A 14874-nucleotide genomic window follows, 5' to 3' on the forward strand; every position below is an offset into this window, starting at 1 on the left:
TCGTAAGCCTGCCATCCACCGGCCAGCGGTTCGGTCAGGCTAGGCCTAGCCAGGCCAAACAGGGAGAGTTCAGCGAATCATGAGCCAGGAAATCGAACTCAAGCTTGCCTTGAGCCCGGGAGCGGCCGAGCAACTCGCCGATCACCCAAGCCTGAAGACACTCGCCTTCTCGCGATTCTCTCTCGGCAACACCTATTACGATACGCCTCAAGGACATCTGGAAAAAGCGCGCATGGCGCTACGCCTGCGGCGCACGGAAGATGGCTGGCTGCAGACCCTGAAGACCGCCGGCAGGGAAAACGGCGGCTTATCGCAGCGGGATGAATGGGAGTGGCCCGTCGTCTCGAACCGGCTCGACCTGAGAGAACTTGCCGCCCTCCCCCCGATGCAGGGCTGGGCACCCGAAACCCTGGCTGCCCTGGCGCCGCGTTTCAGTACAGATTTCCAGCGCACTCGCTGGCTGGTCGAGCAGCAGGAGAGCAGCATCGAAGTGGCGCTGGATCGTGGCGAGATACGCACCGGGCAGAGCCGGGTGGCCATATGCGAACTGGAACTGGAGCTCGAGCAAGGCCAAGCCGCCGCGCTATGGGCATTGGCGGAAACCTTCGCGAAACAGCTGCCGCTGCGCCCGGCGGCCCTCAGCAAGGCGGCGCGAGGGGGCGCGCTGCTCAAAGGACGCTGGCCGCTGCCGGAGGAAACGGACTCGCCTGGCACACTTTGGCGGCGCGCCCTCGTCGCCCTGGATGCGGAGAAAGACAGCAACGACCCCGCCTTTCGAGCGCTTGCCAGCCGGGCTCTTGTTCGGCTCGCCGGTCTGGAACACGCCCTCGAGGATCCGGCCCCGGCTCGACTGGCTCGAACACTGGCGGAGGCCATGACGCAGCCCGATGGCAACCAAGCGATTTCCTGGCTAGATACGGCCGCCGGACAAGCGGCCCTGGCGCTTTCCTGGCAGCTGGCGGATCGCGATTAAACGCTCGCCGCGCGGTCAGGCATCTTATAATCGAAAAATCACACGCTAGAAGTGTCTGGAGGTGATGTGCTTCCCACCCTGAAACCCGCCGGCGAAGGCCTGCGCACACGAATTTTTCAGATCATCTTCGAATCGGATACCCGGCTTGCCAAGGGGTTCGATATCATGCTGATCGTGCTTATCCTGACCAGTGTCGGGGTGATCATGGCAGACAGCGTGCCGGTATGGCACGTCCTTTATGGCGACTGGTTTTATCGTATCGAATGGGGCTTCACGATCCTCTTTACCATTGAACTTCTGGTGCGCGTCTACTGCCTGGATCGTCCGAGTCAATACCTGAGGAGCTTCTACGGCATCGTCGACATACTGGCGATTCTACCTACCTGGCTGGTGCTGTTCATCCCCGGCGCTCACTCCTTGGTCATGATTCGCATCATGCGGGTACTGCGGGTGTTTCGGGTGCTGCGGCTGATGCAGTTCGTCGGCGAAGGCCGGACGCTGGTCGAAGCCCTCAAGAAGAGTTCTCATCAGATACTGCTGTTTCTATTCACGGTGGTCATGCTGGTGACCATCTTCGGCACCCTGATCTACACGATCGAGCCGAAGGAAGCCGGCTTCACCAGCATTCCCAAGGCGATTTACTGGGGCGTGGTGACGCTGACCACCGTCGGCTACGGCGATATCGCCCCGGTCACGGCGCTGGGCCAGTTCATCTCCGTGGTGGTGATGCTGCTGGGTTACTCGATCATCGCCGTTCCCACCGGGGTGTTTTCCGCGGAGGTGATTCGCTCGATTCGTGCGGAGCGCTATTCCGACGAAGCCTGCCCCGGCTGCGGTCACGACCGCCACGAGAAGCGCGCCAAGTACTGCCTGCTATGCGGTACCTGGCTCGACGAGGATACCCCGGATCCCAACAAGGCGGAGGAAGATGAGCAGGAAGGTCCCTGCGAAGAGGTAAAACAGGCCGCCCAGGAAGACAGCCCAAAAGTACGTCGGGACATGGACAACGAAACGCCCCGCGGCGGCCCCAGCGTCTGACAAGACTATTCGTGAAAGGCCGCTTTCAAAACAATCTTGGCACCTTGCTTTGTAAGACTATTCCCGAAAGGGTGCGAGATCGCCCCGTCCCTCGCGCACCACCACCGGGGGCAGCTCACGCAGATCGATGACGCTGGTGGGCTCCAGGTGACAGGCGCCGCCATCGACGATCAGATCCAGGTGGGCGCCGAAGCGGTCGCGAATCTCCTCCGGGTCGGTCATGGGCCATTCCTCGTCCACGGGAATCAAGGTCACGCTCATCAGAGGTTCTCCCAGCGCCGCCAGCAAGGCATGGGTAATGCGGTGATCCGGCACGCGAATGCCGATGGAGCGCCGCTTGGGATGCAGCAGCAGACGTGGAACCTCGCTGGTGGCGTTGAGGATGAACGTATAGGCGCCAGGGGTCTGCGCCTTGAGCAGACGAAATACCGCGTTGTCCACCTTGGCGTAGGTGCCGATTTCGGAAAGATCCGAGCACACCAGGGTGAAGTTGTGCTTGTCGTCCAGAGCGCGCAGCCACTTGATCTTCTCGATGCCTTTCTTGTTACCCAACTGGCAGCCCAGGGCATAGCCGGAGTCCGTCGGATAGGCAATCACACCGTCCTGTCGAATCAATTGAACGGCCTGATCGATCAGACGCTGCTGGGGGTTTTCCGGGTGAATATGAAAGAACTGGGTCATGGGCGAGCATCCTTTCGTTCATTGCAATGAGCGGTCGGGGTACGGGACGGCTATCACTTTAGCATCTTGTTTAAAGCCGGACAGTCGTCAACGAGCGCTGAATCCCGTCAGCGCCGGATGCAACCACACCGGCGTGACGTCGGTGCGCGGCGGCGGACTCATGGCACCGGGTGCCAGAGGGCCGCCGGGAAAGTGAAAATCGCTCCCCAGGGAGCCGTAAAGGCCGCGACCCTCGAGCTGGCGGGCCAGGTCTCGGGTCAGATCCGCGTTCTGGAAGCCGCTGATCAGTTCCGCTGCCTCGCCTCCAACATCAACGAAGGCATCCAGCAGCAGGCCGCGTTTGCGGCGCGTCAGGCCGTAGCGCAGCGGGTGCGCCAGCACCGCGACGCCGCCAGCACCACCAATCCATTCCACCACCTCGCTCAGAAACGGCCAATGGGCCTTGACGTCCCCGGGCTTGCCGCTGCCCAGGAACTTCTTGAAGGCGCTGGCCCTGTCCTTGACCAGGCCGGCCTCTACCAAGGCCGCGGCGAAGTCCGGTCGCCCCAGGGGTCGTTCGCTTCCGGCCTGAACGCGGGCTCTGGCCAGGGCATTATCCAGCCCCAGCTTTTCCAGCCTTGAAGCGATCACTTCCGCCCGAATCACCCGTGCCTGGGCCTGGCGGATCAGACCCTCCGCCAGCTTGCCGATGCCACCTCGGGGAAGCAAAGCCACCACATGGATATTGGCGCCTCGCCACTGGCAGGAAAGCTCCGTGGCAGGAATCAAGCGAATCCCTGCCTGCGCCGCCGCCTGGGCCGCCTCTTCCACCCCAGCCAGGGTGTCGTGATCCGTCAGCGCCATGTGGGTCAGGCCGCGGCGGTGGCAAAGCGCCACCAGTTCGCCGGGGGACAGCACGCCGTCCGACGCGGTGGAGTGCATATGCAGATCGACGTCCTGAACTTCGCAGAACGTATCGGGCAGGCGCGGAGTATCGGCGCGAGAGTCAGCAGGAAAGGAATCGATGATCATCAGCATGACGCCGGCGGGCGTCTTTGTCAGAATAGGGCCACCATGGTGAGCGCTAGGGCAGGTGGCGGTCAAACCCCGCGAAACACGCCGCTAAAGCGCCTCGTGGCATCGGCGATTGAAAAGGAAATCCGACAATGCTCTATGCGATTATCAGTGAAGACGTCCGCGACAGCCTCGAGCGACGCATGGTGGCCCGGCCGGATCATCTAGCGCGTATCGAAAAGCTGCGGGACGAGGGCCGCCTGGTGCTGGCGGGACCGCATCCGGCGATCGACACCTCGACCCCGGGAGACGCCGGTTTCACCGGCAGCCTGGTGGTCGCGGAATTCGACGATCTGAACGCTGCCCAAGCCTGGGCGGAGGCGGACCCCTACATGATCGCCGGGGTCTACGCCGGCGTCGTGGTCAAGCCCTTCAACAAGGTGCTTCCCTGAGGCAATGACGTTCCCTCCTCCGCTGGCACCGCTTGCCGTCTTGGCACATCCGGTTCTCGATTGGAGCGATCAAGCGGCGCCCCACTCCCGCCACTTCGGCGACGTGTACTTCTCCCGCCAGAGCGGCCAAGCGGAAACCGAGCATGTCTTTCTGAAAGGCAACGACCTGCCCGGACGTTTCGCCGCCTGGCAGGAGACGCGCCCCTTCGTGGTCGGCGAAACCGGCTTCGGTACCGGGCTCAATATGCTGTGTGCCGCCGCCTGTTTTCACGATCACGCTCCACCTGACACGCGCCTGCATCTGGTTTCCACGGAGCGATTTCCCTTGCAGCGCGACGATCTGGCCCGAGCGCTCTCGGCCTGGCCGGCATTGACGCATCTGGCCAGGCCGCTTATCGACCAGTGGCCGCTGCCGGTCGGCGGCGTACATCGGCTGTGGCTCGATGAGCGAGTGATCCTGGATCTGCATTTCGGCGACAGCGTCGAGCGGCTGGCTCGGCTTGACGGCAAGGTGGATGCCTGGTTCCTGGACGGCTTCGCTCCGGCGAAAAATCCCGAGATGTGGCAGCCGGCGCTGCTCAAAGCCATGGCAGCGGCCAGTCGCCCGGGAGCTACCTTCTCTACTTTCACCTGCGCCGGGGTGGTCAAGCGTGGCCTGAGCGCGGCGGGATTTGCCTGGCGCAAGGCGCCGGGGTTCGGGCGCAAACGGGAAATGCTGCGGGGCGAGATCGAGCGCCCGCCGCAGGACGACTTTCGCCACGACACGCCCTGGTTCGTGCCACCGCCAGCTCGACGCGCTCGTCACGTGGCGGTGATCGGCGCGGGCGTTGCCGGGGCCAGCGTGGCCCACGCCCTGGCGCGGCGCGGTATCTCGGTGACGCTTCTCGACAGGACCGCTCCCGGCGCCGGCGCTTCCGGCAACGATCAGGGGGCGCTCTACGTCAAACTCGCCGCGCAGACCAACCTGCAAAGCCGTTTCTATCTCGCCGGCCTGCAGCACAGCCGACGCTGGCTGGCGCAGCTTGATCCGGAACGCACGCTCTGGCGAGACTGCGGGGTGCTGCAGCTGGCTACCAATTACCGAGAAGCCAGGCGCCAGGCGCGCTTTCTCGCCAACCATCCGCTGCCCGCGAGCCTTGTCGAAGGGGTGGACGCGGCCACCGCCAGCGCTCGGTCAGGCATCCGACTTGAGCACGGCGGGCTCGATTATCCAAATGCCGGCTGGGTGCGGCCCCGAGCGATCTGCCAGCGGCTCGCCGCCGCCCCGGGAATCATGTTTCGTCGGGGGACGGTCGAGTGCCTTGTTTCCAACGATAGGGGTTGGCAACTGGTGCTGGCGAATGGCGAACGCCTCGAAGCAGATCACGTAGTCATCGCCAATGCCGCCCAGGCAAGCCGGTTCGCCCAGAGCGAGGCGTTTCCCTTGCAGGTGGTGCGCGGCCAGATCACGCAAATCGAACTGGATGGAAAAGCGACTCCCGAACTCAAGCGAGTCGTCTGCGCTGGGGGTTACGTGCCGCCGCCCCTCGACGGGAGGCTGATCGTCGGCGCCAGCTTTCGGCCCAACGATAGCGGACAGGAACTTCGTGACGAAGAACACGCCGCCAACCTGGCGGAACTGGCGAAAACACTCCCCGCCTATTTTGAAGCGCTCCAGCAGGCCGATGTCGAACTCGATCCCACTCGCCTTCAAGGCCGCGTGGCCCTGCGCGCCGCCAGCCCGGACAAGACCCCCTATGCGGGGCCGGTGCCGATCGCCAAGCGCTGGCATGAGGATTACGCAATGCTCGCCAAGGACGCCAGACGTACTCCGGCAACGCCCGGCGCGCATCATCCGGGGCTCTGGATCAGCACTGCTCACGGCTCTCGAGGCTTCGCCAGCGCCCCGCTGTGCGCGGAAATCATTGCCTCGCGGCTCTGCGACGAACCTCTGCCCCTGGAACGGGAACTGGTGGATCACCTGCACCCGGGGCGACGACTGATTCGCGAGCTGATTACGAGCCAATGAGATAGCCAGGCAAAGGACATTCAGGTTTAGTGGTGTGCGGGAGGATTGTGATCTAGTGTGAAGCAATCGCCCATATCAAGGACAAGACGATGCGCCTTATTCCATTGATTGGCGCCTTGGCGGCGCTGACATTCACCGCTACCGCCACTGCACAACAGATCGATAGCGTCGAGGTACGCGATCCCATCCATATGTTGACCGGTAAAGGCGGCAACATCGGCGTGCTGATCGGCGAAGACGGCACCTTCATGATCGACGACAAGTTCGCCCCGCTGACCGAGGCAATCCTGGCGGAGGTGGAACAGCTTGGTGGCAGCGCTCCGACCTTTTTGATCAACACTCATTTCCACGGCGATCACACCGGCGGCAACGAAAACCTGGGAGACGCCGGTAGCACTATCGTCGCTCATGAAAAGTACGTGAACGACTCGCGGAAGGCAGCGAAATCGAGGCGTTCGATATGGTCATGCCGCCCCAAAGCGGTGCCGCTTTACCGGTCATCACCTTCAGCCAGGACATTCGTTTTCATCTCAACGGCGAGACCATCGATGTCTTCCATGTTCCCGCCGCCCATACGGATAGCGACAGTATCGTGCATTTTCGCGATGCCAACGTCATTCATACTGGCGATACGGTGTTCAACGGCTTCTTTCCGTTCATCGACACGGCTCACGGCGGCACGCTGGAAGGGATGATTGCCGCGACGGAGCGCGTGCTAACATTGACGGACGACGACACTCGCATCATTCCAGGCCATGGCCCCCTGGCGGACAGGCAGCAGATCCAGGGCTATCGAGACATGTTGACCACCGCTCGGGAACGACTCGGCAAGCTCAAGGCAGAAGGTCTGAGTGCTGAAGAAGCCGCTGCCGAACAGCCCCTTGCAGACCTGGAAGAAGAATGGGGCGACGGCAATTTCAGCGCGGATCAATGGATCGAGATCATCTACGATGCGGTGTGACGCCAAGTCAATAGGCGAGCCGCCTAGCCTTCTTCCTCGTCATCCGCGAGCCGGCGGCCGAAAGCCCGCCACTGGGACAGCGTCATGATCTCGGTGAGTTCCGTCTGCAGGTCGTGCACCACCAGTAACTCACCGCGCTCGAGTTGACGCTTGAGCTCCGCGGTCCAGCCATGCATGCCGTCGCCGGTATCCGTGGTGTCGTAGCCCTGGCGGGTGACGAAGGCTTCCAGCAGACCGTCCAGTGTCTCTCCCGGCAGCAGGCGATAAGGCACTTCGATAAAGCGCTCGTTCATGTCTCGGCCTCCTCGTTGGCAGACTCCCACTCCTGAAGCTTTTCGAGAAAGCCCGCCTCGTCGATCACCGGCACCTCCAGCTCTTGTGCCTTGGTGAGCTTGCTTCCGGCGGCTTCCCCGGCTACCAGACAGGCGGTCTTCTTCGAGACGCTGCCGGACACCTTGGCCCCCAGCGCCTGCAGCCGCGCCTTGCCTTCATCTCGGGTCATGCTCTCCAGGGTGCCGGTAAGCACCCAGGTCTGGCCGGCCAGAGGCTGAACCCGGGGCTGCATCTCCACTTCATCCCAGGTGATGCCGACCTGCTGCAGATCCTCCAGCGTGTTTTGATTATGAGCTTGACGGAAGAACGTATGAATATGCCGTGCCACCACCGGCCCGATATCGCTGATCGCTTCCAGCGACTCGACGCTCGCTTCCATCAGGGCGGATAGATTGCCGAAATGGCGCGCCAGGTTGTTCGCGGTGGCCTCGCCCACCTCGCGAATGCCCAAGGCGTAGATAAAACGCGCCAGAGTGGTTCGGCGGGAGTGATCCAGCGCGAAAGCCAGATTGGCGGCGGATTTCTGCGCCATCCTCGGCAGTTCCGCCAGGTCTTCCACCCGCAGTCGATACAGATCCGCCGGGGTCTTGACCCAATCCCGCTCGACCAGCTGATCGATCAGTTTTTCGCCCAGGCCGTCGATATCCATGGCCTTGCGGCTGGCGAAGTGCTTGAGCGCTTCCTTGCGTTGGGCGGGGCAGTAAAGGCCGCCGGAGCAGCGCGCTACCGCCTCGCCTTCCAGCCGCTCGATCTGGGAGTCGCAGACCGGGCAGCGCTCGGGAAAGACGATCTCCCGGGCATCCTCTGGCCGCGCGCCCTCGATGACTCTCACCACCTGGGGAATGACGTCTCCCGCCCGGCGAATGGCCACGCAGTCGCCGATCATTACCCCCAGCCGCCGGATTTCGTCCGCGTTGTGCAGGGTGGCGTTGGCCACGGTCACCCCGGCCACGGCCACCGGCTCGAGCCGGGCCACCGGAGTGATGGCACCGGTGCGCCCTACCTGAAACTCCACGTCTCTGAGCCGAGTGGTCTGTTCCTGGGCGGGAAACTTGAAGGCCATCGCCCAACGCGGCGCCCGAGCGACGAAACCCAGCTCCCGCTGCAGCCGCAGCTCGTCGATCTTGAGCACCGCGCCGTCGATATCGTAATCGAGCCGGTCTCGCCGCTCCCCGAGACGCCGGCAGTAATCGATGATTCCCTGGCCACCTGTGACCTGCTCCAGCCAAGGGCTGATGCGAAAGCCAAGATGCTCCAGCCGCGCCATCAGTTCGCTGTGGGTGGCGAGATCCTGGTCCGGCTCCAGCCTCGCCACCTGGTAGGCGATGAATTCCAGCGGGCGGGTGGCGGTCACGCGCGGATCGAGCTGGCGCAGACTGCCGGCGGCGGCATTGCGCGGATTGGCGAACACCTTGGCGTCCTCTTCCCTGGCGCGATCGTTGAGTTTTTCGAAACCCGAATGGCTCATGATGACCTCGCCGCGTACCTCCAGCAGTGTCGGTACGTTATCGCCACGCAGCTTGAGGGGAATCGAGCGCAGGGTGCGCAGATTGGTGGTGATGCCCTCCCCGGTACGACCGTCCCCCCGGGTGGCGCCGCTGACCAGCACGCCGTCTTCGTAGACGAGCGAGATCGCTGCGCCGTCGAACTTGGGCTCGCAGCAGAACTCGAGGCTGTCGGCGTCGCGCTCCAGGCGCTCCGCGACCCGCTGGGTGAAGGCGGCAAGTTCCGCCTCGTTGAAGGCGTTGTCCAGGGACAGCATGGGCAGCGCATGCTCGACTTCCGGAAACCCCTCCGCCGGCCTTGCCCCCACTCGCTGGGTGGGAGAATCTGGAATCACCAGCACCGGATGGGCCGCCTCGATCTCCTGCAGGCGGCGCAGCTTGCCATCGTACTGGGCGTCCGTCAGGGTCGGCTCGTCGAGCACGTAATAGCGGTAGTTGGCATCGTCGAGCTCGGCGCGCAGCCGAGCCGCTTCATCGCGAAGGGTCTGGTCGGGTTGGCTCATGCGGGGTGAATTCTCGCAGCAACGGAATCGGTAACGGAAAGCCCAGACGACAAGACCCCGAAGCGGGGTCTTGTCGCGAGTCAAAAAGTGCTAGTGAAAGGCATTCAGCGAATCAGTTCGCCTGATAGCGATGCAGCCGATGGCGTCGCTCGAATTCCTTCACCCGCTGGCGAGCGAATTCGACGGTTTGCGCCGTCATGACGCTGCGCTGCTCGTCTTTAAGCTCGCCGCCCAGATGCCGCACGATGACCATTGCCGTCTCGAACATGGCCTCGAAAGCACCTGCGCTATCCGCCGCGCCGGGCAGGGGCAGCAGCAGGGTGACGCCGGGAGTGACGAACTCATCCATGGTATCCAGGGGGAAGGTGCCGGGTTTGACCACATTGACCACGCTGAACTGCAGTTCGCTGTCCGGATCCTCGGTTTCGAAACGGTTGAAGATGCCCATATCGCGGCTGTAGCGCAGCCCGCAGGCCAGCATCAGTTCAAGCAGCGCGGTACCGGAGAAACCCTGAGGATCTCTTGCCAGCACGCTGATGACGACGACCTCTTCCGCGTTGCTCAGCGTATCCTGGACATGGCCCGCATCCACATGATTGCGCAAGGCTTTTTCCACCGAAGGATGAGCTGCAACATCGGCGTGACGCGAGGTTTCCGGGGCGGGTTGACGCGGGGCTTCATCCCGACGAGCGTGTCCTGATGCCTGGCGCTCGGACACCGATCGCTCGGATGCCGAACGCTCGGACGCTTGCCTTTCCTGTTGGCGACGGCTGGCTTCCTGCGCCTTGCGCTCCGCCTTTTCCTTTTCTCGCTGTTCTTTCTCCTGACGACGCTGCTGCTTGCGCTGGGACAGGTTTTTCTGCAAGGAGCTGCCGAAGCGCTGGACGGACTGCCCCATACGAGACGAATGAGACCGAAACGAATCGCTCATGCCATCGAAATCCATCACTCGATAGCGCTCGTCGTCCTCGTGGTCGCGGTTTTCGCGATCCTCCGGGTCCGCGGCCAGTCCGCCCAGCCTCGCAAGCGAGGCGGCTTCGTCGTCGCTGGCGGTGACGCCGCTCCTGTCGGCGCCTTCACCGACCTGCGGCGCAAGCTCGCCTGGAAGAGAATTTTCGCGGGGCGGCATCGGCTGGGTAGGCGGCTGACTCGTCGCGTCTACCGCTTCTTCGGGAGGCTGGTCCGGTGTGGGGAAGGGCTTCAGCGTCGGTTCCTGACGTTTTTCCGGCGCCGCTTCGCTGGCGCGGGCTTCTTCTCGTGCGCGCTCCTCTTCCAGCGCGCGCCGGCGCTCCGCAGCGGTATCGCGAATGGTGGAACTCGAGGAAGTGGAGGCGGGCCGATTGCTTTCGCTGCGTTGCCAGTCGCTGTAAACGCTGGAGGGCTCCTGGCGTTCCTGATTGACTTTGGGCGGACTGGTGGATTGGGCCGCGGGCTTCACGACTCGAGCGCCACCGTTGGGCAGCTCCCAGTCGATCTGGGCATTCCTGGCCGCTTCTTCCGGATCATGCTCGCCGTCGATCTCGTCCACCGGTACCGAGGTGCGCTTGCGCGGAGACTTCGCTCCTTCGCTGGCGTCTTGATCCAGGCGCGGTACGCTGCGCTGACGCTTGAGGCGGCGTATGCCGTCGATGACGATAAGCGTCACCAGCGCCAACCCCAGGATGATTAACCACTCTCTAAGTTCCATGGGTCTTGCCTGTTCGCTAAGGCGTCATGCCGATATCGGCGCGACGCAATTACCAAAAAAGGGGCCAGCTTGAGGCGATGCAAGCCTGGTCGATGCGACGGCGGCAATCCGTCCATTCCCAGTCGGTACCCGTAGTCGTCTATAAACGTCTACTTTCGGCACATTTGGTCCGTAACGTTGGAATATCCGCCTTTGTTAACCTTTTTTATCCACATACGCAAGTTGCTTACGCCTCCGCCAGACTCGAGGCCTCTTCGATACCCACCGAGACCAGACGCGATACGCCGGGTTCCTGCATGGTCACGCCCATCAAACGCTCCGCGGCTTCCATGGCGATCTTGTTATGGGTGATATAAATGAATTGTACCCTTTCCGACATTTCTTTCACCAGTTTGGCGTAGCGGCCCACGTTGGCATCGTCCAAGGGCGCGTCTACCTCGTCGAGCATGCAGAAGGGTGCGGGATTGAGCTCGAAGATGGCGAACACCAGGGAAAGCGCGGTCAGCGCCTTCTCTCCTCCGGACAGCAGATGAATGGTACTGTTCTTTTTCCCCGGCGGCCGCGCCATGATCGCCACACCGGTTTCCAGCAGATCCTCCCCGGTCAGGGTCAGCCAGGCGGTGCCGCCGCCGAACACCTTGGGAAACAGCCGCTGCAATCCCGTATCGACCCGATCGAAGGTCTGCTTGAATCGAATCCGAGTTTCCTGATCGATCTTGCGAATGGCGCGGTCCAGGGTATCCAGGGCTTCGCTGAGTTCCGCATGCTGGGCTTCAAGATAGTTGCGGCGCTCGGACTGCTGATCAAATTCCTCGATGGCGGTCAGGTTGATCGCGCCGAGCCGCCGCAGCCTGTTTTCCACTTCGTCGAGATTGGATCGCCAGGCGGATTCCGTGGCGTTGGCATCCAGGTGGGCAGCCAGCGCCTGAGGATCGTGACCCAGTTCCTTGAGCTGCTCGTCCTGGGTCTCCGCCTTGAGGGCCAGCGCCTGCACCTGAAGTCGGGTTTCCTGAAGCCGCTCCCGGTGGAACTCCAGCTGACGCTCGTGGGTCTGGCGCTGCTGTTCATCCTTGTGCAGCTGCTCGGCGAAGGCCGCCGCCTGATCCCGGGACTGGGCCAACGTCTGTTCCGCCTGGCTGCGCTGTTCGAGCAGCTCATTCAGACGTTCGCGGCTTTCCTCATCCGGTTCTCGTAGTACCTCGCGCTGCTCTTCCAATACAGCGCACTTTTCCTCCAGCCGCGACCGAGACTCCTCCGCCCGCTGGCGCTGCTCTCGCAGGCCGTCGCGCTCGGTGGTCAGACGCTGGCGATCCAGGGCCAACTGCTGGGCGCGCTGACTCAGCGGGCGCTCGCGATCCCGTAGGGAGCGCAGAGTATCCTGAGCCTGGCGCCGCTGATTTTCCAGGTTTTCCCGGGTCTGCTGCTGGACCTCGAGTTCGCTCATGGCCTGCTGCCACCGCTCGCGGCTTTCCTCGAGGGCCAGGAACTGCGTCTGCCGCTGCTCTTCGAACCGCGCGAGCTCATCCTCTAGTTCCGTACTGCGACTTTTCAGATGCACCAATCGCGACGACACCCTGGCTTCCGCCAGTCGCTCCTGCTGTTGACGCGCTTGAAGATCGCTCTGCTCGCGACGATGATCCTCCTGGGCGGCGTCGACGCACTGACGTTCGTTCTTGGCGGCGTCGAGCTGCTGTTCGCGATCCGCCAGGTGCTCCTCCACCTGCGCCAAGGCAGCAGTGATTTCTTCATGGCGACGGCGGCTGGCGAGCAGGCCGGCGGCGGCATCCTCGTCACCTTGCTGACGGGCCCAGCCTTGCCCGAGCCACAGCCCTTCTCGCGTGATGACGCTCTCGCCGGCGGACAGTGTGTCCCGTGCCGTCCAGGCGTCCGCAGCGCTCTCGGCGCAGCGAATACCCGCCAGCAGCGCCGTCACCGCGCCCCCGTCTTTTACCTTGTCCGCAAGACGATCCTGCAAAGGGGCCGCTTGAAAGGCTTGCGGCGGCGCGGCGTCTTCCAGCAGCGCGAGCGCCCCTGGCGCGCCGGCGGCGAAGGCCTCCGACAATCGCTCTGGCGCAACGAGACGCGCCTTGAGCCAGGGTGACAGCACCCAGGTGATCACCGCCTCCCAGTCCGGCGCTACCTCCAGCTGCTCACCCAGACGAGGCGCGTCCACCAGCCCTTGCTCGCGCAGATAGTCTTCCAGCGCCGTATCGTTCTCCGCCAGGGCGGCTTGCAGCAGCGCTTCCAGGGATGCCAGTTCCCCCTTGAGTTCGCTGCGTCGTTCCCGCAGCACCTCTCGTGCCTGTTCGGCTTCTTGAATCCGCCGGCTCGATGCTTGTCGTTTCTCCACAAGCTGCGCCTGTCGCTCTTCGAGGGGCTCGAGCTGGCTATCCAGGGCAAGAAGCCTCTCGTTGATTTCCTCCCGCTCCGTCTCGAGGCCAGCGATCTCCGGCAGCTCCCGGCGCTGCTGCCGGCGACGCTCGAGTTCTCGAACCTGAGTCTCCAGAGTCTGCTCCAGATGGCGTACGCGATCCTGGGCGCGCTCGGCTTCCCGGCGGGCCTGCTGATGGGTTTCATTGAAGTCTTCCCAGCGCTGATTCTGCTCCTGGTGCGCTGCTTCCGCCTCGAGCAGTGCGTCTTCCAGCTGCGCCAGGGATTCCGCCACCATCTCCTGTTCCGGCGCCAAATCACTCAGCCGTTCCTCCAGCTCCGCAAGACGCTGATCGTCGGTTTCCTCCAGACGGGCCAGCTCGCCCAGTTCCCGGCGGGTCGCATCCAGATCCCGGGCCAGTTGCTGCTCCCGGCTGCGGGTGTGCTCAAGCTGCTGTTCCAGCCGGGCAACCTGGGTGGTGATGTCGTAGAAGTGCGCCTGCTGCTTGTCGAGGCGCTCCGCAAGCCGATCATGCCCTTGGCGGCCTTCTTCCAGGCGCGTCTCGCACTGGCGAGCGCCCAACAGCTCTCGTTCCACGGCGATTTCCAGATCGCGCACCCGGGTGTCCAGCTCGCTCTGCTCCGCCCGCAGCGTCCGTCCCCGCAGCAGCGCCAGCTCGCCCTTGAGGCGATGTTCCTGCTGCTTGAGCTGCTGATAGCGCCGGGCCGCTTCCGCCTGGCGCTTGAGTCGTTCGAGCTGCTTGTCCAGCTCCTCGCGAATGTCGTCCAGGCGCTCGAGGTTTTCCTGGGTACGCCGCATGCGGTTCTCGGTTTCCCGGCGCCGCTCCTTGTACTTGGAGATGCCCGCGGCCTCCTCCAGCGTCGCGCGCAGCTCCTCCGGACGCGCCTCGATCAGCCGGGAAATCATGCCCTGGCCGATCAGCGCATAGGAGCGCGGCCCCAGACCGGTGCCGAGAAACAGGTCGGCGATGTCTCGCCGGCGGCATTTCTGATTGTTGAAGAAGTAGCTGGACTGGCTATCCCGGGTGACCAGGCGCTTGACGGCGATTTCCGCGTACTGGGCGTAGGCGCCGCCCATGGCGCCGTCCCGATTGTCGAACAGGAGTTCGATGGAGGCCTGGCCCACCGGCTTGCGCTCGGTGGAGCCGTTGAAGATCACGTCGGTCATCGACTCGCCGCGCAGGGTCTTGGCGGAGGACTCTCCCATCACCCAGCGCACCGCGTCGATGACGTTGGACTTGCCGCAGCCGTTGGGCCCGACGATGGCGGTCATGTTGCCGTCGAAGGGCACCGTGACCGGATCGACGAAGGACTTGAAACCCGCCAGGCGAATCGACTTTAGACGCATG

General features: G+C 63.5%; 11 protein-coding genes and 1 pseudogene. 6 read left to right on the forward strand and 6 right to left on the reverse strand.

The features are described 5' to 3' along the window. The first annotated feature begins 79 nt into the window (after positions 1-79). Together FGL86_RS01710 and FGL86_RS01715 are read left to right on the forward strand one after the other, a co-directional pair. The gene (locus FGL86_RS01710; protein WP_147182983.1) at positions 80-973 is read left to right on the forward strand and encodes a CYTH domain-containing protein; all 894 of its coding nucleotides are present in this window, start codon (positions 80-82) and stop codon (positions 971-973) included. 66 nt (positions 974-1039) lie between these two features. Then, a complete protein-coding gene (locus tag FGL86_RS01715) occupies positions 1040-2011 on the forward strand; it encodes an ion transporter (protein WP_147182984.1) in 972 nt (323 codons plus the stop codon). A gap of 57 nt (positions 2012-2068) precedes the next feature. On the opposite strand, the gene FGL86_RS01720 is transcribed toward FGL86_RS01715, so the two are convergent. Both FGL86_RS01720 and FGL86_RS01725 read right to left on the reverse strand, forming a co-directional pair. Next, positions 2069-2692 (reverse strand): L-threonylcarbamoyladenylate synthase, encoded by a 624-nt coding sequence (locus FGL86_RS01720; RefSeq protein WP_147182985.1) that lies wholly within the window; start codon positions 2690-2692, stop codon positions 2069-2071. An 87-nt stretch (positions 2693-2779) separates the two neighbouring features. Continuing rightward, positions 2780-3703 (reverse strand): PHP domain-containing protein, encoded by a 924-nt coding sequence (locus FGL86_RS01725; RefSeq protein WP_147182986.1) that lies wholly within the window; start codon positions 3701-3703, stop codon positions 2780-2782. Positions 3704-3837: 134 nt separating this feature from the next. On the opposite strand from FGL86_RS01725, the gene FGL86_RS01730 reads away from it, so the two are divergent. The 4 genes and pseudogenes from FGL86_RS01730 to FGL86_RS01745 all read left to right on the forward strand — a co-directional run bounded on the left by FGL86_RS01730 (position 3838) and on the right by FGL86_RS01745 (position 7106). Continuing rightward, the gene (locus tag FGL86_RS01730) at positions 3838-4137 is read left to right on the forward strand and encodes a YciI family protein (RefSeq protein ID WP_147182987.1); all 300 of its coding nucleotides are present in this window, start codon (positions 3838-3840) and stop codon (positions 4135-4137) included. 4 nt (positions 4138-4141) lie between these two features. Then, positions 4142-6145, forward strand: coding sequence for a bifunctional tRNA (5-methylaminomethyl-2-thiouridine)(34)-methyltransferase MnmC2/FAD-dependent 5-carboxymethylaminomethyl-2-thiouridine(34) oxidoreductase MnmC1 (gene mnmC, locus FGL86_RS01735; protein WP_147182988.1), 2004 nt, complete (start codon positions 4142-4144; stop codon positions 6143-6145). A gap of 248 nt (positions 6146-6393) precedes the next feature. After that, positions 6394-6501, forward strand: a pseudogene (locus FGL86_RS18340) (hypothetical protein); the annotation flags it as partial. A 104-nt stretch (positions 6502-6605) separates the two neighbouring features. Further along, positions 6606-7106, forward strand: a complete 501-nt coding sequence (locus FGL86_RS01745; protein WP_147182990.1) for an MBL fold metallo-hydrolase — start codon at positions 6606-6608, stop codon at positions 7104-7106. 23 nt (positions 7107-7129) lie between these two features. Here the strand turns inward: FGL86_RS01745 and FGL86_RS01750 are convergent, their stop codons facing one another. From FGL86_RS01750 to smc, 4 genes are all read right to left on the reverse strand, one after another. Further along, positions 7130-7399 carry a YheU family protein gene (locus tag FGL86_RS01750; protein ID WP_147182991.1) on the reverse strand — a complete coding sequence of 90 codons (270 nt, stop codon included), beginning with the start codon at positions 7397-7399 and terminating at the stop codon, positions 7130-7132. Beyond that, entirely contained in the window at positions 7396-9447 is a 2052-nt protein-coding gene (ligA, locus tag FGL86_RS01755) for an NAD-dependent DNA ligase LigA (RefSeq protein ID WP_147182992.1), read from the reverse strand. The genes FGL86_RS01750 and ligA overlap by 4 nt, the downstream gene beginning before the upstream one ends. Before the next feature lie 112 nt (positions 9448-9559). Next, positions 9560-11134, reverse strand: coding sequence for a cell division protein ZipA (gene zipA, locus FGL86_RS01760; protein ID WP_147182993.1), 1575 nt, complete (start codon positions 11132-11134; stop codon positions 9560-9562). Between the two features lie 226 nt (positions 11135-11360). After that, a complete protein-coding gene (gene smc, locus FGL86_RS01765) occupies positions 11361-14873 on the reverse strand; it encodes a chromosome segregation protein SMC (protein ID WP_147182994.1) in 3513 nt (1170 codons plus the stop codon). Position 14874 lies beyond the last annotated feature (1 nt).

Origin of the sequence: Pistricoccus aurantiacus (genome assembly GCF_007954585.1) — a bacterium.
Classification (GTDB): Bacteria; Pseudomonadota; Gammaproteobacteria; order Pseudomonadales; family Halomonadaceae; genus Pistricoccus; species Pistricoccus aurantiacus.